This is a genomic window from Polaribacter filamentus (genome assembly GCF_002943715.1).
Taxonomy (GTDB): Bacteria; Bacteroidota; Bacteroidia; order Flavobacteriales; family Flavobacteriaceae; genus Polaribacter; species Polaribacter filamentus.
This window is the reverse complement of sequence record NZ_MQUA01000014.1, coordinates 303,991-328,480: the sequence shown is the minus strand read 5'-3', so window position 1 is coordinate 328,480 and position 24,490 is coordinate 303,991. Positions and strand designations below refer to the sequence as shown.

The window sequence follows — 24,490 nt, the reverse complement described above, 5'->3', positions numbered from 1 at the left end:
ACATCTTAAAAAATAAATACAAATGGGAATGGTTAAAGAATTTAAAGACTTTGCAATGAAGGGAAACCTGACTGATATTGCTGTAGGTTTTGTAATGGGTGCTGCTTTTAAACAAGTAGTTACATCGTTTACTGGCGGAATCGTTTCACCTCTTATTGGGTTACTTTTTAATGCCGACTTTAAAGACATGAAACTTATTATTAAAGAAGGAATCGCAGATGCTGCAGGTGCATTTTCTGGAGAAGTTGCTGTTTTGTACGGTGACTTTTTAACTAATGTTATCGATTTTATAATTGTTGCTTTTGTAATGTTTATGATTGTAAAAGGGATAAACAGCATGAAGAAAAAAGAAGAAGCAGCTCCGGCAAAAGCGCCATCGGGTCCAAGTCAAGAAGATTTATTAGCAGAAATAAGGGACTTATTGGCTAAAAAATAATAGCTATTTTTATTATAAATAGTCTAAACCCAGGCAATCCACTTGGATTTTACTATAGTATAGTAAGTTCGTTTGTTTCTTAACCTAAAATAGAACTTAGATAAATTCAGATTTAAATCGTTCGTTATGAATTCAATATTAAAACAGTCATCAAATCTGAGTTTTATAAGCATTTTAAAAAATTAGATTTGAGTGAAGTAACTTATGAAAGATTCTCTGCTTAAAATAATAGATTCCGGCTATTTCATTTTCAAAAAAATTATGCCCCTTAAAACATACAGGTATGCAGTTTGTGGCGGAAGTAATTTGATATTAGATATTACCTTGTATTTTATCTGCTTTCAGTTCCTTTTTGACAAACAAAATTTAGACTTATTTATTGTTGTTTTAAGTCCACACATCGCTTCTTTGTTTTTTGTGTTTCCGATCACTTTTTTTATCGGGTTTTTATTGAACCGGTTCATTGTCTTTTCTGAGTCAAAATTATCATTTAAAACTCAATTTTTAAGATACTTATCGGTTGCTTTAATCGCGTTGTTGCTTAGTTATATTTGTATGAAGTTACTGGTAGATGTATTTCATTTTTATCCAACGCCATCTCGCTTTTTAACAATTATAATAACCGTAGTATTTAGTTATATAATGCAAAATAAATTTAGCTTTAAAGTTCAATAACATACAAATAGTACTATCAAAAGACCAACTTTAATTTCCTGCTTTACATCGCATAACAAAAAGATTATCGCCTTTAAAAGGCAAGTAATACCAAAATAGTTTTTTAATGCCGTATATTTTCATTATATTACGTTATGGGAAGAATAGCAAGTTTAGATATTTCAGAATCACTAATTGAGCTTAAAGAACTAGTGTCAAAGCAAACAACATTAAAAGGGGAAAAGCGAGTAAAATCTTTAATTTATATAAAGACAAAAAAGTTTAAAACTCGACAAGAAGTGTCAGCTTCTGTAGGAGTTCACATCAGAACATTAGAAAGATGGGTAGAAACCTATAAATTATTTGGAATTGATCAAATGATTAGTGATAAGCCAAAAAATAAACAATCAAAAATTATTACTTCTGAAATTCATTTAGGTTTATCGCAAAGAGTTAATGACCCTCTCAACCCTTTTTTAGGATATTGGGATTCGCAAATATGGGTAAATGAAACCTATGGGATTGAGATAAAATATCAACGTATTCGAGAGTATTTAAAGCAACATTTTAAAACAAAACTTAAAAGCCCGCGAAAATCTCATTACAAAAAAAATGTAGAGGCTGAAAAAGCCTTTTTAAAAACTACCTAATACGCTAAACAACATTAGATTAAGTCTAAATAAAAATAAATACAAAGAGGTAAATCTATATTTTCAAGACGAAGCTAGATTTGGAATGATGAATCATTTAGGAAAATATTTAACAGCTAGTGGAGTCAAACCAATAGTTACTTATCAGCATATTTTCAAAACAACTTATCTATATGGAAGTTATTCCCCAATCAATGGAGATTGTTTTGTATGGGAAATTAATGGTGTTGATACTAAAATATTCGAAGCCTATCTTAAAGAATTCTCTTTATATAAGCCTAAGGAATATAAAATTGTGGTAATCGATAACGCAGGTTTTCATTCAACAAAGAATATCGAAATACCTGAAAATATTCATTTATTAAGAATCCCCCCTTATAATCCAGAGTTAAATCCTTGTGAACAAGTTTGGCAATACATTAAAAATAGATTTAAAAATCAACGCTTTGAAAAAATGGAAAACCTTAAAGAATGGCTGCATAAAACCGTCACGAAAATGGATAGTGAAACGATTAAATCTATAACTGGAAATCATCATTTTTTAAATGCATTTAATGCGGCATTTATTAACTAAATTGGTATAAATTAGCGAATCTTAACAAAAAAAACCTCTTTAAACTGAGATTATATCAGTAAAAAGAGGGTTTTAAATTTTAAATTATTTTTTACAAAATATAATCTGTACTTATAAAATTAGAGGTTTTTTTGTCTAATAACTCTTTTAAAATAGCATTGTTATAATCTGTATCTTTTGATGCTAAAAAGGTTCTAATAGAAAAAGAACGCAACGCATCGTGCACGCTTAATGTTCCAACTGCAGAATCTTTTCTTCCTGTAAAAGGATACACATCTGGCCCACGCTGACAAGAACTGTTTAAATTTACTCGACAAACTAAATTTACAAGCGTATCAATTAACGGCGATAATGTGTTTACATCACTTCCAAAAACACTTACTTGTTGCCCATAATTAGATTCGGCCATATCGTCTAAAGGTTCCTCAATATTTTTGAAGGATAAAATAGGCGTTACAGGTCCAAATTGTTCTTCTTCATACACTCTCATGTCTTTAGAAACCGGATATAAAACTGATGGAAAAATATAATTTTCTGTAGTTTCTCCTCCTTTTTTATTGATTATTTTTGCGCCTTTATTAGTTGCATCATCAATTAATTCTTGAATATAAGCCGTTTTACCTGGTTCTGGCAAAGGCGTTAATTCTACTCCTTGCTCCCAAGGATTTCCAAATTTTAATGCATCTACTTTATCCGAAAAACGTTTGTTAAATTCTTCTATAATATTTTCGTGAACATAAATAATTTTTAAAGCGGTACATCTTTGACCGTTAAAAGAAGTCGCACCGGATACACATTCGTTAATCGCCAAATCTAGATCTGCATCTTCTAAAACAATTGCAGGATTTTTAGCTTCTAAACCTAAAACTAAACGCAATCTATTTTTCTGTGGATGGTTTTCCTGAATTGCATTAGCTGATTTACTATTACCAATTAAAGCTAAAACATCAACTTTACCAGTTTTCATAATTGGTGTAGCCAAAGTTCGACCTCTACCGTAAATGACATTTACAACACCTGCAGGAAAGCTATTTCTAAAAGCTTCTAATAATGGTGTCAATAATAAAACTCCATGTTTTGCCGGTTTAAAAACGGTTGTATTTCCCATAATTATAGCAGGAATTAACAATGCAAAAGTTTCATTTAACGGATAATTGTAAGGTCCTAAACACAAAATAACTCCTAAAGGTCCACGTCTAATATGTGCATGAACTCCGCTATTTTTTTGAAACTTAGCAGAATCTCTGTCCATTTGTTTGTAATCTTCAATAGTATCGTAAATATATTCTATCGTTCGGTCAAACTCTTTTTCTGAGTCTGCTAAGGCTTTACCTATTTCCCACATTAACAGTTTTACAATTTCTGTACGCTTGGTTTTCATTTGAACTACAAACTTTTCCATGGCTGCAATTCTACCCTCAACTTTCATTGTTGGCCATAAACCTTGCCCTTTTCCAAAAGCTTTTACAGCAGAGCTTAAAGCTTCTAAAGCTTCATTTTCTCCTAAATCCGGAACGGTTCCTAATAATGTTGGTTGGTAATTTTCGGTTGATGAAATTGTTGAATAAACTTCAGCAGTTGCACCCTTCCACTCTTTTAATTCACCTTCTACCAAATAGGTGTTTTGATTCACTAATGAAGTAATTTTATATTCGTTTGGAACTTCTTTAAATGTATTCTTCATAAATTGATTTTTACAATGAAGCAACCTACTCCATTACTTAAAAGTTAATAAACTACTGGGTTATTTTTTACTCATCAAAATTAACTAAAATTAAACATAAAATACCATATTTCTATTTTTAAAAGCGAAATGGTTTTCGGGTTTTGAGCAACGGAATTAATTTATTCGATTATTTTTTAAAACGCTGATCACAGCTTATTTTTTTCTAAACCAAAAAATCAAACAACTCTGGTTTGTCATTTAAATAAACTCCAAAGAAATTTCTTTCTTTCATTTTAATGATTAAAGGTTCTAAATCTTTTGCTGATTTTAACTCCAAACCAACAACCGCAGAACCATTAACTCTGTTGCTTTTTTTAGTATATTCAAAATGCGTAATATCATCACTTGGTCCTAAAATCTCTACTACAAATTCTTTTAAAGCTCCTGCTCTTTGAGGAAATTTTATAATAAAATAGTGTTTTAAATTTGCATACAATAAGGCTCTTTCCTTAATTTCTGCTGTTCTTGTAATGTCATTATTACTACCGCTAACAATACAAACTACATTTTTTCCTTTAATTTCATCAGCAAAAAAATCTAAGGCAGAAATACTTAAAGCACCTGCGGGCTCAACAACAATGGCATCTTTATTATATAAATCTAAAATTGTCTGACAAGTTTTACCTTCGGGAACCGTAATCATATCGTGTAAACGTTGCTGACAAATAGCAAAATTTAAATCGCCTACTTTTTTAACAGCAGCGCCATCTACAAAAGAATCTATATTTTCTAAAGCTGTATTTTTTTTATTTTTGATGGATGTTAACATCGATGGAGCACCTTCTGGCTCTACTCCAATAATTTTTGTTTTTGGGGATAATTCTTTAAAGATTCCACACAATCCAGATGATAAACCGCCACCTCCAACTGCCACAAAAAGATAATCTATCTTTTCGGTTGTTTGATTTAAAATTTCTAAACCAACGGTAGCCTGACCTTCAATTACCTTTTCGTCATTAAAAGGGTGAATAAAAGTCTTGTTTTTAGAATTGCACTCTAAAGTTGCTGCGCTAAAAGCATCATCAAAAGTATCACCTTCAATTACCAAGTCAACATAGTCTTCACCAAACATTTTTACCTGATTTATTTTCTGATTTGGTGTTGGTAAAGGCATAAAAATTGTGCCCTTTATCTTTAATAATTTACAAGATAAAGCAACGCCTTGCGCATGATTTCCTGCACTAGCACAAACAATTCCTCGTTGTTTCTCATCCAAAGTTAAAGAAGAAATTTTATTATAAGCACCTCTAATTTTATAAGAACGAACTACTTGTAAATCTTCTCTTTTAAATAAAATAGTGGATTGAAACTCTTTAGACAGGTTTTGATTCTGAATTAAAGGCGTAACATAAGCAACGTCTTTTAAATTTAAAGCAGCTTGTTTGATGTTTTCTAAACTAGGAAAATAAATCTCTTTGGTTTTCATTATTTGAATATAAAAATAAAACCTGTCAGGCTTTAAAATCTGACAGGTTTCTATAAAAGTTAAAATCTTTATTAGTTGATTATGCAGATTTTATTACTTGCATTGCTGTCATAGAAGCTCTTAATTTTTCTCCTACTTTTTCTACCGGATGATTTCTAATAATGCTGTTAATTCTAATTAATTCTTTATTATCAACATCATTCGAGTTTGTAAATTTCTGACCAATAAGATTCGTTTTTACAGTTTTCATGAAATCTGTTAACAAAGGCTTACAAGCATGATCAAATAAATAACAACCATATTCTGCAGTATCAGAAATTACACGATTCATTTCGTATAATTTTTTACGCGCAATTGTATTCGCAATTAATGGAGTTTCATGCAAAGATTCATAATAAGCAGAAGCAGCGATTATACCAGATTCTGTCATTGCTTCAAAAGCTAATTCTACACCAGCTCTAACAAAAGCAACTAATAAAGTTCCGTGATCAAAGTATTCTTGTTCAGAAATTTCTTTGTCGGTAACTTGTTGTTTTTCAAAAGCAGTATTTCCTGTTGCAGCTCTCCAAGTTAATAGATTTTTATCATCATTCGCCCAATCTTCCATCATGGTTTTAGAAAAATGACCTGTCATAATATCATCCATATGTTTTTGAAACAACGGACGCATAATGTCTTTTAATTCTTCTGATATTCTAAAAGCTTCCACTTTTGCAGGATTAGACAATCTGTCCATCATGTTGGTAATTCCTCCGTGTTTTAAAGCTTCTGTTACGGTTTCCCAACCATACTGAATTAATTTAGCCGCGTAACCTGGTTCAATTCCTTCTTCCACCATTTTATCAAAAGATAAAATTGCTCCTGTTTGTAACAACCCACATAAAATAGTTTGTTCTCCCATTAAATCAGATTTTACTTCAGCAACAAAGGACGATTCTAAAACTCCGGCTCTATGTCCACCAGTTGCAACTGCATATGCTTTTGCTTCTGCCCAACCTTTTCCTTGCGGATCATTTTCTGGGTGAACTGCAGTTAAAGTTGGTACTCCAAATCCTCTTTTATATTCCTCACGAACTTCAGATCCTGGACATTTTGGTGCTACCATAATTACCGTTAAATCTTCACGAATTTTCATACCTTCCTCAACAATATTAAAACCATGAGAATAGCTTAATGTAGCTCCTTTTTTAAGTAAAGGCATAATTGTATTTACAACATTTGTATGTTGTTTATCTGGTGTTAAATTGATTACCAAATCTGCAGATGGCAATACTTCTTCATAAGTTCCAACAGTAAAACCATTAGAAGTTGCGTTGATATACGATTCTCTTTTTTGTTCTATTGCTGCTTTTCTTAGCGTATAAGAAATATCTAAACCAGAATCTCTCATATTTAAACCTTGGTTTAAACCTTGCGCTCCACAACCCACAATTACAATTTTCTTCCCTAATAATGCATTTACGCCATCTTCAAACTCTGAAGCGTCCATAAATCTACATTTTCCTAACTGCTCTAATTTTTCTCTTAATGTTAATGTGTTAAAATAATTTGACATTGTTTTTGTTTTTGTTTGATAATTTTAAAGTAAAGATTATAGAAAAAAGAAAAAAATAAATTTTACTTATAGTAGCTATTTATTTTGTCTCTTCTCTTTTTCTCTTTTCTTTGATCTGTATTTAGTTGTTGAATGATTCTAATAAAGTTGTTATTTTCATTTCATCTTTTGTAACGGCAATACGGCCCGAGCGTGTAAATTGCATAATACCAAAAGCACTTAATTCTTTGTATAATTCATCTATCTCTTCTTTTTTTCCTGATTTTTCAATCACAAAAAACTCTTTGTTTACCGTAACAATTCTTGAGTTACTATCTTTTATAATATTTTGAATGTTGCGTTCTTCAAATAATAAATTAGATTTAAACTTAAACATACAAGATTGCTGATAAATAGTTTCATCATCTGTATGATAAAACGCTTTAATAACCTCTACTTGTTTGTCAATCTGACCAATAATTTTTTTCATATTTACCTCTGTCATATTTACAACAATTGTAAATCTAGAAACGCCTTCAATTTCTGATGGAGAAGTATTTAAGCTCTCTATATTAATGTGTCTTCTCTGGAAAATTGCTGAAATTCTGTTCAACAATCCAATATTGTTTTCAGTATAAATTGATACTGTATATAATTGTTTTTCTATACTCATTTTTTTAAAATATTTTAAAAGAAAGATGATAGATCGTAGACATTACTACTTCCCTAAAACTGTCTTTTTTCTTTATTCTATTGTCTATCCTCTTAAATTACTACTCTAACCTTATTTCAGAAACACTTGCTCCTGAAGGCACCATTGGAAATACATTTCCTTCTTTTTCTACAAGCACTTCTAAAAAATAAGCTTCTTTACTTGCCATCATTTCTGCAACCGCTTCTGCCAATTCTTCTCGTTTGGTAACTTTTTTTGCTTTGATATAATACCCTTCTGCAATTGCTACAAAATTAGGATTTACCATTTCTGTAGATGCATATCGTTTGTCAAAAAACAATTGTTGCCATTGGCGCACCATTCCTAAGAATTCGTTATTTAAAACAACAATTTTGACGGCCGCTTTTTGCTGAAAAATAGTGCCTAATTCTTGGATGGTCATTTGGTAACCTCCATCACCAGAAATAGAAACTACTTCGCGCTCTGGAGCAGCCATTTTTGCTCCAATTGCAGCTGGCAATCCAAAGCCCATTGTTCCTAATCCACCCGAAGTAATATTACTTTTTGTTTTATTAAATTCGGCATATCTGCACGCAATCATTTGGTGCTGACCAACATCAGTTACAATTGCAGCTTCTCCTTTACTTTGAATGTTGATTTCTTTTATAACCTCACCCATTGTTAAGCCTTCCTTCGTAGGATATAAATCTTCTTTAATTACCTTTTCATATTCAATGGCATACAAATCTTTAAATTGCTGATGCCATTCTGGATGTGAATTTTCATTTAATAATGGCAATAATAAATCTAAGCTTGCTTTTGCATCACCTAAAACAGCTACATCCGTTTTTACATTTTTATCTACTTCTGCCGCATCAATTTCAAAGTGAATTACTTTTGCTTGTTTTGCGTATGTGCTTAAATTACCAGTAACTCTATCGTCAAAACGCATACCAATTGCAATTAAAACATCGCATTCATTTGTTAAAACATTGGGTGCATAATTACCGTGCATTCCTAACATACCAACGTTTAATGGATGCGAAGTTGGCAATGCAGAAGCTCCTAAAATTGTCCACGCAGCGGGAATACCTGCTTTTTCAACAACTGCTTTTAGTTGTTCTTCAGCTTCACTTAAAATTATTCCTTGACCCCAAACGATAAACGGTTTTTTTGCTGCATTAATTAATTTCGCAGCTGCTTCAACAGTCGTAATATCTGTTTTTGGTACAGGAAAATAACTTCTTACTTTGGTACATTTTTCATACACAAAATCGAATTCTTCAAACTGTGCATCTTTTGTAATATCAACCAAAACAGGTCCTGGCCTCCCGCTCTTAGCGATGTAAAAAGCTTTTGCAATTGCGGCAGGAATTTGAGATGCTTTTGTTACTTGGCAATTCCATTTTGTAACTGGCGTAGAAATACCAACAATATCTGTTTCCTGAAAAGCATCACTTCCTAATAAATGAGAAGGAACCTGACCTGTAATACAAACCATTGGTGTGGAGTCTATTTGCGCATCTGCAATACCCGTAATTAAATTGGTTGCTCCTGGACCAGAAGTTGCAATAGCAACCCCAACTTTTCCAGAAATCCTTGCAAAACCTTGTGCAGAATGTGTTGCACCTTGTTCATGACGTGTTAATACATGATGAATTTGATCTTGATATTTATATAACTCATCATAAACTGGCATGATTGCCCCTCCAGGATATCCATAAATTATTTTTACACCTTCTTCAATTAAACATCTTACAATTGCCTCGCTACCAGAAATTCTTTCTGTAACTTTTGTTGCTATTTCTTTGTTTTTTATGGTTTCTGTTTCCATACTTTCTTATTTAGATGAAAGAATAGAGCGTATAGATTCGTATCTGCTCTACTATCTTTATTCTTGGGTCTTTTTTCTTGATTCTTTTTTATAAATCTGTAACACATCCTTTAGACGCTGATGCTACAGTTTTAGCGTATTTGTATAATATTCCTTTTGTATGCTTCAATGCTGGTGCAACCCATTTTGCTTTTCTTTCTGCGATTTCTTCATCTGAAATTAAAACATTAATAGAATTGTCTTCTGCACTAATTCTAATTTTGTCTCCCGTTTTTAAAACCCCAATAGTTCCTCCAGATTGTGCTTCTGGTGTGATATGTCCTACCACAAAACCATGAGTTCCTCCTGAAAAGCGACCATCCGTAATTAATGCTACCGATTTTCCTAAACCCGCTCCCATAATCAACGAAGTTGGTTTTAACATTTCTGGCATTCCTGGACCACCTTTTGGACCCACATATCGAATGACGACGACATCTCCTTTTTCTACTTCTCCATTTACAATTCCGGTATTTGCAGCTTGTTCACCGTCATAAACCACCGCTTTTCCTTCAAATAATAAACCTTCATTTCCGGAAATTTTCGCAACAGCTCCTTCGGTTGCAAGGTTTCCGTAAATTATTTGAATATTACCTGATGATTTTAAGGCTTTATCCTTCGGATAAATAACATCTTGTTCATCAAATTCCATGGCTTTTACATTTGCTAAATTTTCTGCTAATGTTCTACCCGTAACCGTCATACAATCTCCGTGTAAATAACCTTCTTGTAATAAATATTTCATAATTGCAGGCGTTCCACCAACTCCATGAACATCTTCCATTAAGTATTTTCCTGATGGTTTTAAATCAGCAATTAATGGCGTTCTATCACTTACTTTTTGAAAATCTTCTAAAGTAAACTCAATATCTGCAGCATGCGCAATCGCTAAAAAGTGTAATACTGCATTTGTAGAACCACCTAAGGCGTTTACAATTGCAATTGCATTTTCTAACGATTTTTTAGAAATAATATCTAAAGGTTTTAAATCGATTTCTAATAAGTTTTTAATTGCGATAGCTGTTCTTTCTGCTTCTGATAATTTATTCGGATTTTCTGCCGGAATTGAAGAATTATAAGGCAATGCAAACCCCATGCATTCTATGGCAGAGGCCATGGTATTTGCCGTATACATTCCGCCACAAGCTCCTGCTCCCGGAATTGCTCTTTTTATAATTTCTCTATATTCTTCTTCTTCAATTTCTCCTGCCATTTTTTGCCCTAAAGCTTCAAAAGCAGAAACAATATTTAATTTTTTTCCTTTATAGTTTCCTGATGCCGTTGAACCACCATACATCATGATCGCTGGACGATTTAAACGCAACATCGCAATAACAGATCCTGGCATATTTTTATCACAACCTACAATTGCAATAACAGCATCATAACTTTGGGCATTCATAACCGTTTCTATAGAATCTGCTATAATATCTCTAGAAACTAAAGAGTAATTCATACCCGAAGTTCCCATAGAAATTCCGTCTGAAACACCAATTGTATTAAACCCCAACCCAACTAAACCTGCAATATTACACTCTACTTTTACCTCATCTTTTAAAGTGTTTAAGTGCATATTACAAGGATTTCCGTCATAACCAGTACTTGCAATACCAACTTGAGCTTTGCTCATATCTTCATCCGTTAAACCAACTGCATACAACATTGCTTGCGAAGCCGGTTGAGATTCATCTTGGGTTAATCTTTTGCTATGTTTATTTAATTCCATTTATTATTTTGTTCAATTCGTTGACTAAATTAGGTTATTTCTCTATTTTCATTTAATAAGATTCAACGTAAATGTTTAAATTCAGGCATTAAAAAAACAATTTAAAACAATTATAATCAGTGTTTTAATTAATTTTTATTATGATATTCAATCTGTAAAATAAATTCACAAAAAAGCCCTCCATTTTACAGGAAGGTTTATTTATTAAAATATGATTGACACTTATTTATGTTTAAGAATGTGTATGATAAAAGAGACTAATTTAAGCTTCATTATTTTAGCTTTGCTCTCGTAAAATTAGCTGTGCTTTTAGTGCAAGTACAACCAAATAAAAGAAAGAGAATAGTTTTCATTTTAAAATTTAACTTTTTTCTCAAAATTTTAAAAGCTCTTGTCATATGACCTTCAATCGTTTTTGTTGAAATGTCTAGATACTCGGATATTTCTAAATGAGTTAAACCTTCTTTTTTGTTCAATAAAAATATTTCTCTGCATTTAGGAGGTAGTTTATTGATCTCTTTCTCCACTAATTGTATCAACTCCTCTAGGTTCTCTTCAGTATTCTCAACAACTAAATCTACCGATTCAAAATATTTTTTTTCTAAAAAAAATACAGGTTTATTTTTTCTGTATTGGTTAATAAACTCGTTGTAAACAGATTTATACAAATAGCTTTTTATAGAAAATAAAGGGTTAATATTTTTTTTATTCGACCAAATTTCAACAAAAACATTTTGTACAATATCTTCCGAAGCTCCATGATCATGGGATAATGTATACGCATAAGCACATAATTTTCGATAAAAAGAGTTCATCAAAAAATCATAGGCTTTAGAATTGCCTAGCCTCATTTGTTCTGCTAAAAAGAAATTATTGTTAAAGTCCAAAATAGTCTAATATAGATTGGCAAATCTATATAAATAAAACTAAAGATGAGAAAAGTTTATTAATTTGATGTTTAAAAAATAATTTGATAAAAATAGAGGGGTGTTATTGAATAATACGTAATAGAGATATATAATACTTACAAAAAGTACAATTTAAGTTTAAATGAAGAAATCAACAATAGAAAAAATAATTGTTAAATTTATAAACCAAGAAGCAAATCAAAGCGAATTAAAAGCGCTTGATTTATGGTTAAAAAATGATGAAAATAAAATAATTTTTAATCATTTTATTAAAACAGAATATTTAATTGCCGTTAATTTAGCAGATTATAATGTAGAAAAAGCAAAAGTATCTATAAAAAATAAAATCGAAATCAACAAAAAGAAAAGAAGAGCCTCTTTTGTGAAGACTATTTCTATTGCGGCTTCTATAATTATTCTTTTAGGAGTTTCTTTTTTTCAATATACAAACAATAACAATACTATAGAAAACATTGCTACTCAAAAAGATTTTGAAGAAGTTTCTAATAGAACGATACTTACTTTAAATAATGGCAAGAACATATCTTTAGATACTGATAAAAAATACAGCTCTAATAAAGTAAAAGGAAATAGTAAAGAACTTCTTTATTCATCAAAAAATATAGCAAATAATACTACTAAAGAATTAACCTATAATTATTTAACGATTCCCAGAGGTGGTGAATTTTTTGTTCAACTTTCTGATGGAACAAAAATCTGGTTAAATTCAGATTCTAAATTAAAATATCCAGAAAACTTTAATAATGGAGAAATTAGAAAAGTAGAACTTGTTTACGGTGAAGCATATTTTGAGGTTTCACCAAGTGAATTACATCATGGAGATGCATTTCATGTTATCACTAAAAATCAAGAAGTTACCGTTTTAGGAACTCACTTTAACATTAAAGCCTATAAGGAAGATCGTTTAATTTCAACTACATTATTAGAAGGAAAAGTGAAGGTTAACAATGGTTTAAATGCTATTTTATTAAAACCAAATCAACAATCAAAAGTTTTCAATAAAACAAATTTTATAGAAGTTTTAAGTGTAGATGTTTCTCATGAAGTTGCTTGGATTAAAGGATTTTTTTCTTTCAAGGAAGCACCTCTTGATGAGATTATGAAAATTTTATCTAGAAGGTATAATGTTGAAGTAATTTTTGAGTCAGAAGAAATAAAAAAATATCAGTTTACAGGAGTTTTAGAAAGAAAGACAGCAATCAAAGATGTTTTAAAATTCTTTGAAGCTACGAGTAATGGAGATTTAAAATACACCATAACAGATAGAAAAATAGTAATAAAATAAAAAAAGAAAATGGCCTCACCTTGGACAGTATCAGCCATATTCCCTAAAGAGTTTAATTAAAACAATGTTTAACTAAATCAACTGCAAATTTATGAATTTTAAATTTATTAAAACGAGAACTCATTTTTATAATGAACTCCTAACCACAATTATGAAAGCTTTTGTATTCTTATTTTGTACTTTATCCTTCGCATTAAGCCCTAAAGATGGGTTTTCACAAGATGCGAAAATAACAATTGAAAAAGACAAAAAAATAAGTATCAGTAAGGTTTTCGAACTTATTAATGAACAAACAGATTATACGTTTGTGTACCGTTATGATTTAATAAAAGATGCTCCAAAACTTCAATTAAAAAAAGGAGTTATTAAAGCGAGTGTTTTATTAAAACAATGTTTATCTCCAATTAATTTCACCTACGAATTCACAGAAAATAATACAATTCTTGTGAAAAAGATGAAAATTAATACCCTAAATACGCAGGAGAATAAAAAGGAGAAAGAAGCAAAAATAAAAATTACCGGACTAGTCACAGATGAGGCTGGAGTACCTTTGCCAGGTGCAAGTGTCTTAGAAAAAGGCACCCCTAATGGTGTTAGTACCGATTTTGATGGTAATTATACTATTTCTGTTACCGACGAAAATGCAATATTAGTGGCTGCTTATATTGGGTATGCAACTAAAGAAGTCGCTGTTTTAGGAAAAACTGAAATTAATTTTGCACTAAAAGAAGATGCCGCAAAATTAGATGAAATTGTAATTATTGGGTACGGTAGTGTTGCTAAAAAAGATTTAACAGGTGCTGTTGGTGTTGTAGATAATATTAATGAAAGACCTGTTACTAGTACAGCGGCAGGTTTACAAGGTAGTGTATCTGGTGTTACTATTTCTAGTACCGGTGGTGATCCTACTGCCCAGCCTAATGTACAAATTAGAGGATTGGGGACTGTTAATAACGAATCTCCTTTATATGTGGTAGATGGAGTTCCTTATTTTGGAGGGCCAATTAATCCTTTTGATATTGCTTCTATAAGTATTTTAAAAGATGCTTCCTCTCAAGCTATTTACGGAGTGCGAGCTGCTGGTGGTGTAATTTTAATTACCACCAAAAAAGGTAAAAACGGAAAATTATCTTTCGATTTTAACTCCTTTAACACTATGATAACTGCAAAACAACCCAAAGCATTAAGCGCAGCAGATAGAGTTAAATATTTAACGCAAGCTGGTTTTGATACAACATCTAACCCAGTAGAATACAGCACTGTTGATAGAACAAATTGGGTAGATGAAATTTTTAGAACAGGCGTTGTTCAAAACTATGATCTTGGTGTAAGAGGAGGAGATGATAAATATACGTTTGCATCTTCTATTGGTTACAACAAAACAGAGGGAACTTTGATTAATACAAATGCAGACCGATTAACTTTTAGATTAAACTCTTCTTTTAAAGTAAATGATAAACTAAAAATAGGAGAAAATATTTATTATACTAGAACTACTGGTAATTCTGTATTTACAGGAACAACAGATGAAAATGGTGGGCAAAGTTATAATGGAATTATTGCACAAGCAATTAAAACAAATCCTAGTATAGCGGTTTATGATGCAGACGGAAATTATAACGATTTACTATCCGTAAGTACCATTAATCCTGTTTCTACTTTAAATAGATTAGACATTGAAGATGTGAATCAAGATTTTTTTGCAAACATCTATTTTGATTATAAAATTTTAGACAATTTAATCTTAAAATCAAGCTTTGGAATCAATTCTAAAACAAGAAATTTTCAACAATTCAATCCAAAAAGTCCAGAAGTTTCTAAAACAAGAACAGATCAGAATAGCTTAGATTTTTTAACAGGTGAGCAACAAGACTGGTCTTTAGAAACTACGCTAAGTTATAATGAAACGTTTAAAGATGTACATAATTTAACATTATTAGCGGGTAATACATTACAACGTTTTCAAAGCAATCTTTTTAGTATTACCGGTAGAGATTTTTCTTCAGAGCTACCTAATCTTAGACAACTCGTAAATGCTACTGCGTGGACAAAACCACTTACTGCCTTTAATTCTAACTCTTTAGTTTCTTACTTTGGTAGAGCTATTTATGATTATGATAGCAAATACATCCTTACAGCAAGTTTAAGAGCAGACGGAACGTCAAAACTACCAAGTGCTGCCTCTGATAACACTTGGGGAACTTTTCCTTCGGTTGCAGTTGCCTGGAGAATGTCTAATGAAAATTTTTTAAAAGAAAATAAAACCATTAGCAATTTAAAACTAAGAGCTAGCTGGGGTATTATTGGAAATATCAATTCTTTAGACAATTACCCAACAGATATTAGATTGGCTACGGTCAATACAATTCTAGGTGCAGATGATAATAATTTTCTTTCAGGACTTGCTTTAGATGGAAGATCAAATTCAAACATCAAATGGGAGTTAACAAAATCACTTAATTTTGGTACAGACATTAGTTTAGCCAATGGTTTGTCTCTTACTGGAGATTATTTTATTAAAACTACAGATGATATGTTGCTTAGATTGCAAGGAAGCACGCTAGAAGGAATAGGTCAATTTCCATTTGTAAATGGAGGTTCGGTTGAAAACAAAGGATTTGAGCTAAGCTTAAATTATCAAAAAACGAAAGGAGATTTTACCTACAAACTCTCTGGTAATCTATCTAAAATTGATAATAAGTTAAAGTCAGTTTCAAATGATTCTTCAATACCACATATTGATGGTTATAATGTTGCGAGTCATACACCGCTTTTAACTGAAATTGGGGAATCTTTGTTTTCTTTTTATGTACTAGAAACAGATGGTATTTTTCAAACGGACGCAGAAGCAACTGCCTATACCGTTCAGCCAAATGCGGTTGCAGGTGATTTAAAATTTATTGACCATAATAACGATGGTAGAATCAATGATGACGATAGAGTTACTGTAGGGAGTGCTTTCCCAGATATTACCTATGCTTTTAATGCAGACTTTAACTATAAGAATTTTGATATGAGAATTTTCTTACAAGGAGTAAGCGGTTCAAGTGCATACAATGGTTTTAAATTAACTACAGTATATCCTAATCAAACATCTGTAGGACCCGAAGCAAATTTATCTGCGGATGCTATTGACACTTGGAGTCCAACCAACACGGGTTCTTCTAATTTTAGATTAGGAGGCGCTGGAGATAACCTAAGACCTTCAGATTTTTGGATTGAAGACACCAGTTATTTAAGACTAAAAAACATTACTGTTGGATATACTTTTCCTGAATTAAAAGGAATAAGCAGATTAAGAATCTATGTAGCAGGAGAAAATTTATTTACCATTACAGACTATTCTGGTTTGGATCCTGAAGTAGGAAATAGAGGTTTAGATGGCGGTCAATATCCTGTTGCAACTACATATACCATTGGACTAAATGTAGGTTTTTAATACATAATTTTTTAAATAATAATATAAATTTTAGAACCATGAAAAAATATATCACATTACTAATCGTAGTACTATTTGGACTCATAAGCTGTGAAGACTTTTTAGTAGAAGAACCGCAAGGAGAGCCTACCAATGCTAATTTTTGGAAAACAGAGGCAGATGTTATTTCTGCCACAACCGCCTTGTACATTTTTAATGATTTTCAAGGAATATACGGTAGAGGAATGAACCTATATTCTTTAGTAGCCAGTGACGATTTTATAGTTGGAAAACCAAAAGGACAAATTGAAGAAATAAAAGACTTTATAACATCGGGTAATGGATCTTATACAAGAGATATTTGGCCAATGCATTTTATAGTTATTAAAAGAGCCAATGATATTATACGTAATGTACCAGATTTAGAGATTAATGCGGATGTAAAAAACTTTGCTTTAGGAGAAGCGTACTTTATGAGAGGGCTAGCTTATTTTCAATTATCCTTATTATACGGGGATAACAATTCTGGAGGAATTCCAATTGTAGATGAAACAATTGTAGAGGATTTCTTTATTGAAAGACCCGCTTCAGTGAGCACAAGTTACGAGTTTGCAGCAGAAAGTTTCACAAAAGCAGCAGCATTATTGCCTTATTTTGATGCATCTAATAATGACAGATTAGGTAGGCCCCATAAAAATGCTGCCCTTGGTTATTTAGCAAGAGTGCACTTGCACAATGCAGAATTTAATGCTGATTCTTGGGATAGCGTAATTACTGCTTGTGATCAAGTTATAAATTCGAATAAAAATTCTTTAGAGCTTAATTTTAAAGATGCTTTTAAAATTGCCAACAATTGGGGATCTGAATATCTTTGGTCTGTACCAAGTAATACGATAGGTGGTAGTATGTTTGCTGGATCAGCCTTAGAAAATAGAGGTTGGGGTAAATACAATGGTTGGGGATATTTTGCGCCAACCTTAGAATTATATGAATCTTATGAGGTCGGAGACGCAAGAAGAGATGCTACTTTGTTAGCATTTGGAGATGAATTCGAATATTTTGGTAGTACTAGAAAATATGCCTCCGCAAATAGTTTAACAGGCATTCAATTAAAAAAATACTTAGAGCCTTTTGGGTATGCAAATGCTGTTCAATTAAATCCTAACGGAGATCATCCTTCAACAAATTTAAACTTACCACTACTGCGCTATTCTCATATTTTATTGATGAAAGCAGAAGCATTGATTGCGAAAAATGGAGCTGGATCTGGAGATCTTGAAATTAATTTAGTAAGAGCACGTGCAGGATTAGTTGCTAAAACAGGCGCAACGCTAGAAGATTTAAAATCTGAAAGAAGAGCTGAATTTGCAGGTGAATTGTTTGGACGCTATGAAGATTTATGTCGTTGGGGTGATGCAGCTAAAATTAAAGGAGCTTTACACGGAAAAAGACACTTAGGCGTTGTATTTGATACTGCCGAGGGAGATAATAAAGGTTTCCCTGTGCTTTCTACCGATTTTACACAAGTTTTTCCAACATCAGAGGTATGGAGGCAAAGAGATAACTTTATCTTAGAAACACATCGTGTTTGGCCAATTCCTGCCAATGCAATAGACACTAGTAGAGAGACCTTATCGCAAAATATGGGTTGGTAACAATTTTTATATTATTTGTTTGAGCTAATTGTGAATAGCAAGTATGTTTTCATTGCATACTTGCTATTTTATTAAAGTGCTTTTTAGCACTCTTTACACGGAGTATATTCGCGTAACACGAAATTACAAGATAAAAATGTTCTCGTTTGAATCTGAAATTTACTACCCTGCTTTTAAAAGTAATAGTGAGTTGCGTTTTGTTAAAAAAACAATTACTAATGGCTAATGAAAAGGAATCGAAATTGTTTATTTCATCGCTTAAATGACCATAAAAAACACAACGAATTTTATTTTGATTTTTGTGATGTAAAATAGTGATTAATCCTACAGTTAATCAAAGACAACTTACCTATCTAAAACAACTTTTAAGAATATTTTCTATTCTTTTTTTCACTAGCAAAACAATACTATATGTTTCATACCAAAATTCCATCTTTCAAACAAATACCACCATCAGTAGATAAAGTATCAGATGAATTAATCCCTATAAAATTTAAATACTGGAGATTGCGCATGTTTATTGGTATGTATTTAGGGTATACCATCTTTTACTTTACAAGAAAAAATATTTCACCTGCATTACCACTTATTAGTGATAAACTAGATATTGACATCATTCAATTAGGGATACTAAGTAGTGTTTTTTATATAGTATATGGTATTGGAAAATTTATCAGTGGGCTTTTTGCAGATAGAGCAAATATTAGAATGTTTATGGCAATAGGGCTTTTTTTAGCCTCTATCATACATTTGTTTATTGGTTTTTTAGATAGTTTATATTTAATAGTTTTCTTTTGGGGCTTAATGGCGCCTTTCAATCTATGGGCTTTCCACCGATAGCAAAAGGTTTAGTACACTGGTTTTCACCTAAAGAAAGAGCTACAAAATGGACTATCTTGTCCTCTTCACATACTGCTGGGACATTTGGTGTTGGCTTATTAGTAGCGGGCATCATCAATTTATATCATAAAGGTATTGTAGGATGGGAGGCTGTATTTTATGTGCCAGGAATCATAGGGTGTATAACCGCCATATTTTTATTTATTACGTTACGTGATAGACCAGTATCTTTAGGCTTGCCAGAAATTGAGGATTTTAAAAAAGACAGACCGGTAGTAGAGTTAACTGAAAACTTAAAATCGCATTGGGAAATCTTAAAAAAATACATTTTTACCAATAAGTATATTTGGATTTTAAGTTTTGCGAACATGTTTATTTATATAATTAGATTTGGGACTTTAGATTGGGCTACCATATTTTTATACGATATAAAAGGTATAGACCAAGTTAGCGTTGCCATATTTTGGACATTAATGCCTTTAGCGGGTATACCCGGAGGTATCGTAGCAGGGTATTTGGCAGACCGATTTTGGAATGGTCGTTGCGCTCCTATTAATGTTATTTACTTAGTACTATTAACATTTAGTATTTTAGGTTTTTACTTTTACTCTGGGCCTAATAATATATTTATTACAGGAATATCTTTATTACTTATTGGATTCTTAATTGATGGTCCACAAAACTTGATTAGTGGAGTTCAAGCATCTAGAGTTACTGTTAAAGAAGCAATTTCTGCGGCTTGCGGAATGACTGGGTTTTTTGGATATGTTGGCGCTACTTTTTCTGGAATTGGTCTTGCATACATAACAAACACATTTGGTTGGTTTGGAATGTATCTCACCTGCGCCTTATCTGCAGTTTTCTGCATCATTTTAGTTTTAATGACTTGGAAAAAAGAGAAAGTAAATGCTGTAAATATTAAATAATGGTACTCTGACCTGCATGAATGTTCATAAAGTTCATATTACTATCTTCTTGATTTAAAATATAATCTGCAATAAAACCACCTACTTTTGATGTAGATGCTGAATATTGATTTTTGCCTTTAATATCTTCTGTTGTAATACCTAATGTTAAAGATTTTTCTAAAGCTCTTTTTATTGCATCTGCTTCTTCTTGTAAACCAAAATGCTCTAAAAGCATTGCTGCTGATAAAATTGACCCTAAAGGATTTGCGATATCTTTTCCCTTTGCTTGCGGATAAGTACCGTGAATTGGTTCAAACATTGCAGTTTTTTCTCCAACTGATGAAGAGGCTAATAAGCCTATTGAGCCACAAATTACAGAAGCTTCGTCAGAAATAATATCACCAAAAAGGTTTTCTGTTAAAATAACGTCAAATTGCTTAGGGTTTAAAACTATTTGCAATGCTGCATTATCTACAAACATAAAATCTAATTTTACATTTGCATATTCTTTTGCAATTTCTGTTACTGTTTTTCTCCACAAACGCGAAGTTTCTAAAACATTTGCTTTATCAACCAAAGTAACTTTTTTCTTTCTCTTTTGAGCAGCTTTAAAAGCTAAATGTGTAACTCTAGAAATCTGATCAACTGTATAAGAACAGACATCAAACGCAGACAAACCATCTTCACTTAGTTCTTTAGTATCAAAATAAATTCCACCACTTAATTCTCTATAAATTACAATGTCTGTACCCTCTATTACCTCTCTTTTTAGAGGAGAGTTTTTAATTAGTTTTTCGTATGCTTTTACTGGTCTTATATTACAGAATAAACCCAGTTCTTTTCTCAATTGAAATAAACCTTGTTCTGGCCAAACTTTTGCCGATGGATCGTTATCATATTTAAGTTCACCAATTGCGCCAAATAAAATAGCATCTGCTTTTTTGCAAATTTCTATTGTTTTATCTGGCAAAGGGTTTCCTGTTGCTTCAATTGCACAAGCTCCCATTTGTGCTTCTTTGTATAAAAAAATATGGTCATAAACTTCTGCAACTGCATCTAAAGCTTTTTTTGCTTGTGCAGTTACTTCTGGTCCAATACCATCTCCTGGAATTACGGCGATTGTTAATTTCATTATTTATTTGAAGATTAAAAACTTATCTTATTTTAAAGATAGAAGTTATATCAAAAGTAACATAAGTATTATTGAAGACAAAATTTCTTTTGTACTTTTATGCCATTACTATTTTTGAAATTTTATTCACTACTTTCATAATCGCATGAATATCCTCGTCTTTTATTTCTTTTTGTTGGTCAGCAAATTCTAAAAAAGAAGTATACGCAACGTCTAACTGCACTTTTGTTAACTCGTATCCTATTTTTTTAGCTCTATAAGCCAACGCTGCTCTTCCGCTTCTTGCTGTTAAAATAATTGCGCTTTCTGTAACACCAACATCTTCAGGATCCATAATTTCATACGTTTCTCTGTTTTTTATAACGCCGTCTTGATGAATTCCAGAACTATGGGCAAATGCATTTGCACCAACAATTGCTTTATTTGGTTGCACAGGCATTCCCATACTTTCACGAACTAAGATACTTGTATCGTATAATAGTTTTGTATTAATACTTGTTTCAAGATTTAAATATGGATGTTGTTTTAGCACCATTACAACTTCTTCTAGAGCGGTATTTCCTGCACGTTCTCCGATTCCGTTTATAGTACATTCTATTTGACGCGCACCATTTATAACACCTGCGATTGAGTTTGCCGTTGCCATTCCTAAATCGTTATGACAATGGCAAGAAAGAATTACGTTTTCAATCCCTTTTACGTTTTCGCGTAAATATTTCATTTTTGCACCATATTCTTCTGGCAAGCAATAACCTGTTGTATCAGGAATATTTAAAACAGTTGCACCAGCTTTTATAACTGCTTCGCAAACTCTTGCTAAAAACTCATTATCTGTTCTACCCGCATCTTCCGCATAAAACTCGACATCCTCAACAAAAATTTTCGAATAGCTAACAGCTTTAATTGCACGTTCTATAACTGCCTCTCTAGTTGAATTAAATTTGAATTTTATATGTGAATCACTCGTACCAATACCGGTATGAATTCTTGGGTATTTTGCATATTTTAATGCCTCTGCCGCAACTTTTATATCATTTTCTACAGCTCGTGTTAAACCACAAACTGTTGCATTTTTTATAATTTTAGAAATTTCAGAAACAGATTTAAAATCTCCAGGACTTGAAACCGGAAAACCCGCCTCAATCACGTTTACTCCTAGTAAATCTAACCTTTCTGCTATAATCAATTTTTGCTTAGTATCTAACTTACAACCAGGCACTTGTTCACCATCTCTTAAAGTTGTATCAAAAATTTGAACTTTATTATCTTGCATCATTTTGTAAAGATTATCTTTATATTTAATCAAAAATAAATATTACATTTTCAATAAATACTATTATATTGCATCTTGCACGATTTCTAATATACTTTTTAAAAACACAATTAATTAACTACCAGTACATTATGAGTAAAATTGTTACATCAGCCAATCAACAAAATGATGCCCTTTTTGTTCTTATTAAATCTTTAACAAAGTCTGAAAAGAGGCAGTTTAATTTATATGTTGGTCGATTAGGTGGTAATATTGATGCCAAATTCTTCTCGCTTTTTAAGTTTTTAGAAAAATTAAAACTATATGACGAAAAAGTGATCATAAATAGTGGCATTGTTTCTAAACAACAACTTTCTAATTTAAAAGCACATTTATACAAACAGATTTTAATAAGTCTTAGACTAAATCCTGCTCATAAAAATATTAGAATTCAGATTAGAGAACAGTTAGATTTTGCAACTGTCTTATATCAAAAAGGATTGTACAAACAAAGTTTAAAACTGTTAGATAAAGCGAAACATTTAGCACTCGAAAACGAAGAGAAGAACATTGCATACGAAATTGTAGAATTAGAAAAAGTAATTGAAACACAATATATTACAAGAAGTTTAAGCAATAGAGCAGATCAACTTTCTGTACAAGCAAAAGAATTGAGCCAGCAAAACGTTATGGCAAGTAAGTTGTCTAATTTATCACTGCAACTATACAGCCATTTATTACAGAATGGTTATGTAAAAAACAATGAAGAATTAGAGTTTGTGAATGCCTATTTTTATAGCAAACTGCCAAAATATAAATTTGACGACTTCGGGTTTAGAGAAAAATTATGGCTGTATAAATCTCATTTATGGTTTAGTTTTTTAACGCAAGATTTTATTCAGAGTTATAAATACGCGCGCAAATGGGTCGATTTATTTAGAGAGGATAGAAAGTACATCGTTCTGCATCCTGTCTTTTATTTAAAAGGAATCAATTACTTATTAGAGGCTTCTTTCTTTGTGAAAAAAGCATCAACTTTTAAGGAGGAACTTAGTTCATTTGAAAAGGAAATTGAGCAAAATGTAATTCCTTTGAACACAAATACTGAACTTTTAATTTTTCAGTATTTATATGCCAACAAATTGCATTTACATTTCTTAGAAGCTACATTTTCTGATGGTGAATATTTAATTGAAATTATCAACCATAAAATTGAAAAATACAGAAACAGATTAGACAATCATTATATAGTAATGCTTTATTACAAAATGGCCTGTTTGTACTTTGGAATGGGCAAAAATGAACTTTGTATTGTTTATTTACAAAAAATAATTAAATCTAAAAACATTAGTGCCGCTGAAGATTTACAGTGTTTTGCAAGAGTTTTAAATTTAATTGCGCATTACGAATGTGGTTTAGATTATGATTTAGAGAGACAGTTTTTAGACACCTATAAATTTTTGCTAAAAATGGAAAACCTTCAAGAAGTTCAAAAAGTTTTCTTAACTTCTATAAGAGATTTGAGCGATGTTTTTCCGCATGAAATAAAAAATGAGTTTAAAAAAATTCATACCAAATTAAAAAAATATGAAGATCATCCGTATGAAAAAAGAGCCTTTTTATATTTAGATATTTTATCTTGGTTAGAAAGTAAAATAGAAAACAAACCAATTGCTTTAATAATTAAAGAAAAATTAAATTCTTCAAATAAAAATAAGAATATCTAACTGTTTGATTACTTTTTTTATGAAAACCATATTAATTGGGTTAATTTTTAAAAAAATCGTTACTAAATCGGA

17 protein-coding genes and 1 pseudogene are annotated in these 24,490 nt (G+C 31.5%); 9 read left to right on the top strand and 9 right to left on the bottom strand.

Going from position 1 to position 24,490, the window contains the following annotated elements:
* The first annotated feature begins 28 nt into the window (after positions 1 to 28).
* The 4 genes from mscL to BST83_RS18130 all read left to right on the top strand — a co-directional run bounded on the left by mscL (position 29) and on the right by BST83_RS18130 (position 2,314).
* A complete protein-coding gene (mscL, locus tag BST83_RS18145) occupies positions 29 to 436 on the top strand; it encodes a large conductance mechanosensitive channel protein MscL (RefSeq protein ID WP_104811360.1) in 408 nt (135 codons plus the stop codon).
* Positions 437 to 640: 204 nt separating this feature from the next.
* Positions 641 to 1,111 carry a GtrA family protein gene (locus BST83_RS21615; RefSeq protein ID WP_104811153.1) on the top strand — a complete coding sequence of 157 codons (471 nt, stop codon included), beginning with the start codon at positions 641 to 643 and terminating at the stop codon, positions 1,109 to 1,111.
* Between the two features lie 134 nt (positions 1,112 to 1,245).
* On the top strand, positions 1,246 to 1,740 hold the full coding sequence (locus BST83_RS18135; RefSeq protein ID WP_104811152.1) for a transposase: 495 nt from the start codon (positions 1,246 to 1,248) through the stop codon (positions 1,738 to 1,740).
* 13 nt (positions 1,741 to 1,753) lie between these two features.
* Entirely contained in the window at positions 1,754 to 2,314 is a 561-nt protein-coding gene (locus BST83_RS18130) for an IS630 family transposase (protein ID WP_104808084.1), read from the top strand.
* Positions 2,315 to 2,405: 91 nt separating this feature from the next.
* Here BST83_RS18130 and BST83_RS18125 read toward each other — a convergent pair whose 3' ends face one another.
* The 7 genes from BST83_RS18125 to BST83_RS18095 all read right to left on the bottom strand — a co-directional run bounded on the left by BST83_RS18125 (position 2,406) and on the right by BST83_RS18095 (position 12,123).
* Entirely contained in the window at positions 2,406 to 3,998 is a 1,593-nt protein-coding gene (locus BST83_RS18125; RefSeq protein ID WP_104811151.1) for an NADP-dependent glyceraldehyde-3-phosphate dehydrogenase, read from the bottom strand.
* A gap of 205 nt (positions 3,999 to 4,203) precedes the next feature.
* On the bottom strand, positions 4,204 to 5,466 hold the full coding sequence (ilvA, locus tag BST83_RS18120; protein WP_104811150.1) for a threonine ammonia-lyase IlvA: 1,263 nt from the start codon (positions 5,464 to 5,466) through the stop codon (positions 4,204 to 4,206).
* A 79-nt stretch (positions 5,467 to 5,545) separates the two neighbouring features.
* A complete protein-coding gene (ilvC, locus tag BST83_RS18115) occupies positions 5,546 to 7,021 on the bottom strand; it encodes a ketol-acid reductoisomerase (protein WP_104811149.1) in 1,476 nt (491 codons plus the stop codon).
* A gap of 121 nt (positions 7,022 to 7,142) precedes the next feature.
* Complete coding sequence (gene ilvN, locus BST83_RS18110; protein WP_104811148.1) at positions 7,143 to 7,673, bottom strand: acetolactate synthase small subunit; 531 nt, start codon at positions 7,671 to 7,673, stop codon at positions 7,143 to 7,145.
* Positions 7,674 to 7,773: 100 nt separating this feature from the next.
* Positions 7,774 to 9,507 carry a biosynthetic-type acetolactate synthase large subunit gene (gene ilvB / locus BST83_RS18105; RefSeq protein WP_104811147.1) on the bottom strand — a complete coding sequence of 578 codons (1,734 nt, stop codon included), beginning with the start codon at positions 9,505 to 9,507 and terminating at the stop codon, positions 7,774 to 7,776.
* Between the two features lie 88 nt (positions 9,508 to 9,595).
* Positions 9,596 to 11,272, bottom strand: a complete 1,677-nt coding sequence (gene ilvD / locus BST83_RS18100; protein WP_104811146.1) for a dihydroxy-acid dehydratase — start codon at positions 11,270 to 11,272, stop codon at positions 9,596 to 9,598.
* 272 nt (positions 11,273 to 11,544) lie between these two features.
* Positions 11,545 to 12,123: an RNA polymerase sigma factor gene (locus tag BST83_RS18095; protein ID WP_240614866.1), complete on the bottom strand. Its 579-nt coding sequence runs from the start codon at positions 12,121 to 12,123 to the stop codon at positions 11,545 to 11,547.
* Between the two features lie 199 nt (positions 12,124 to 12,322).
* Here BST83_RS18095 and BST83_RS18090 point away from each other — a divergent pair, with 199 nt between their 5' ends.
* The 4 genes and pseudogenes from BST83_RS18090 to BST83_RS18075 all read left to right on the top strand — a co-directional run bounded on the left by BST83_RS18090 (position 12,323) and on the right by BST83_RS18075 (position 20,325).
* Positions 12,323 to 13,486 carry a FecR family protein gene (locus BST83_RS18090; protein ID WP_104811144.1) on the top strand — a complete coding sequence of 388 codons (1,164 nt, stop codon included), beginning with the start codon at positions 12,323 to 12,325 and terminating at the stop codon, positions 13,484 to 13,486.
* A gap of 91 nt (positions 13,487 to 13,577) precedes the next feature.
* Positions 13,578 to 16,925 carry a SusC/RagA family TonB-linked outer membrane protein gene (locus BST83_RS18085; protein WP_240614865.1) on the top strand — a complete coding sequence of 1,116 codons (3,348 nt, stop codon included), beginning with the start codon at positions 13,578 to 13,580 and terminating at the stop codon, positions 16,923 to 16,925.
* A gap of 38 nt (positions 16,926 to 16,963) precedes the next feature.
* Entirely contained in the window at positions 16,964 to 18,559 is a 1,596-nt protein-coding gene (locus BST83_RS18080; RefSeq protein WP_104811142.1) for a RagB/SusD family nutrient uptake outer membrane protein, read from the top strand.
* Between the two features lie 411 nt (positions 18,560 to 18,970).
* Positions 18,971 to 20,325 (top strand): annotated as a pseudogene (locus BST83_RS18075) (MFS transporter).
* Here the strand turns inward: BST83_RS18075 and leuB are convergent.
* Positions 20,318 to 21,439: a 3-isopropylmalate dehydrogenase gene (leuB, locus tag BST83_RS18070; RefSeq protein ID WP_104811141.1), complete on the bottom strand. Its 1,122-nt coding sequence runs from the start codon at positions 21,437 to 21,439 to the stop codon at positions 20,318 to 20,320. The pseudogene BST83_RS18075 and the gene leuB sit on opposite strands and share 8 nt — an antisense overlap.
* Positions 21,440 to 21,536: 97 nt before the next feature.
* Entirely contained in the window at positions 21,537 to 22,712 is a 1,176-nt protein-coding gene (locus BST83_RS18065) for a 2-isopropylmalate synthase (protein WP_104811359.1), read from the bottom strand.
* Positions 22,713 to 22,843: 131 nt separating this feature from the next.
* On the opposite strand from BST83_RS18065, the gene BST83_RS18060 reads away from it, so the two are divergent.
* Positions 22,844 to 24,418, top strand: a complete 1,575-nt coding sequence (locus tag BST83_RS18060; protein WP_104811140.1) for a hypothetical protein — start codon at positions 22,844 to 22,846, stop codon at positions 24,416 to 24,418.
* Positions 24,419 to 24,490: the final 72 nt, after the last annotated feature.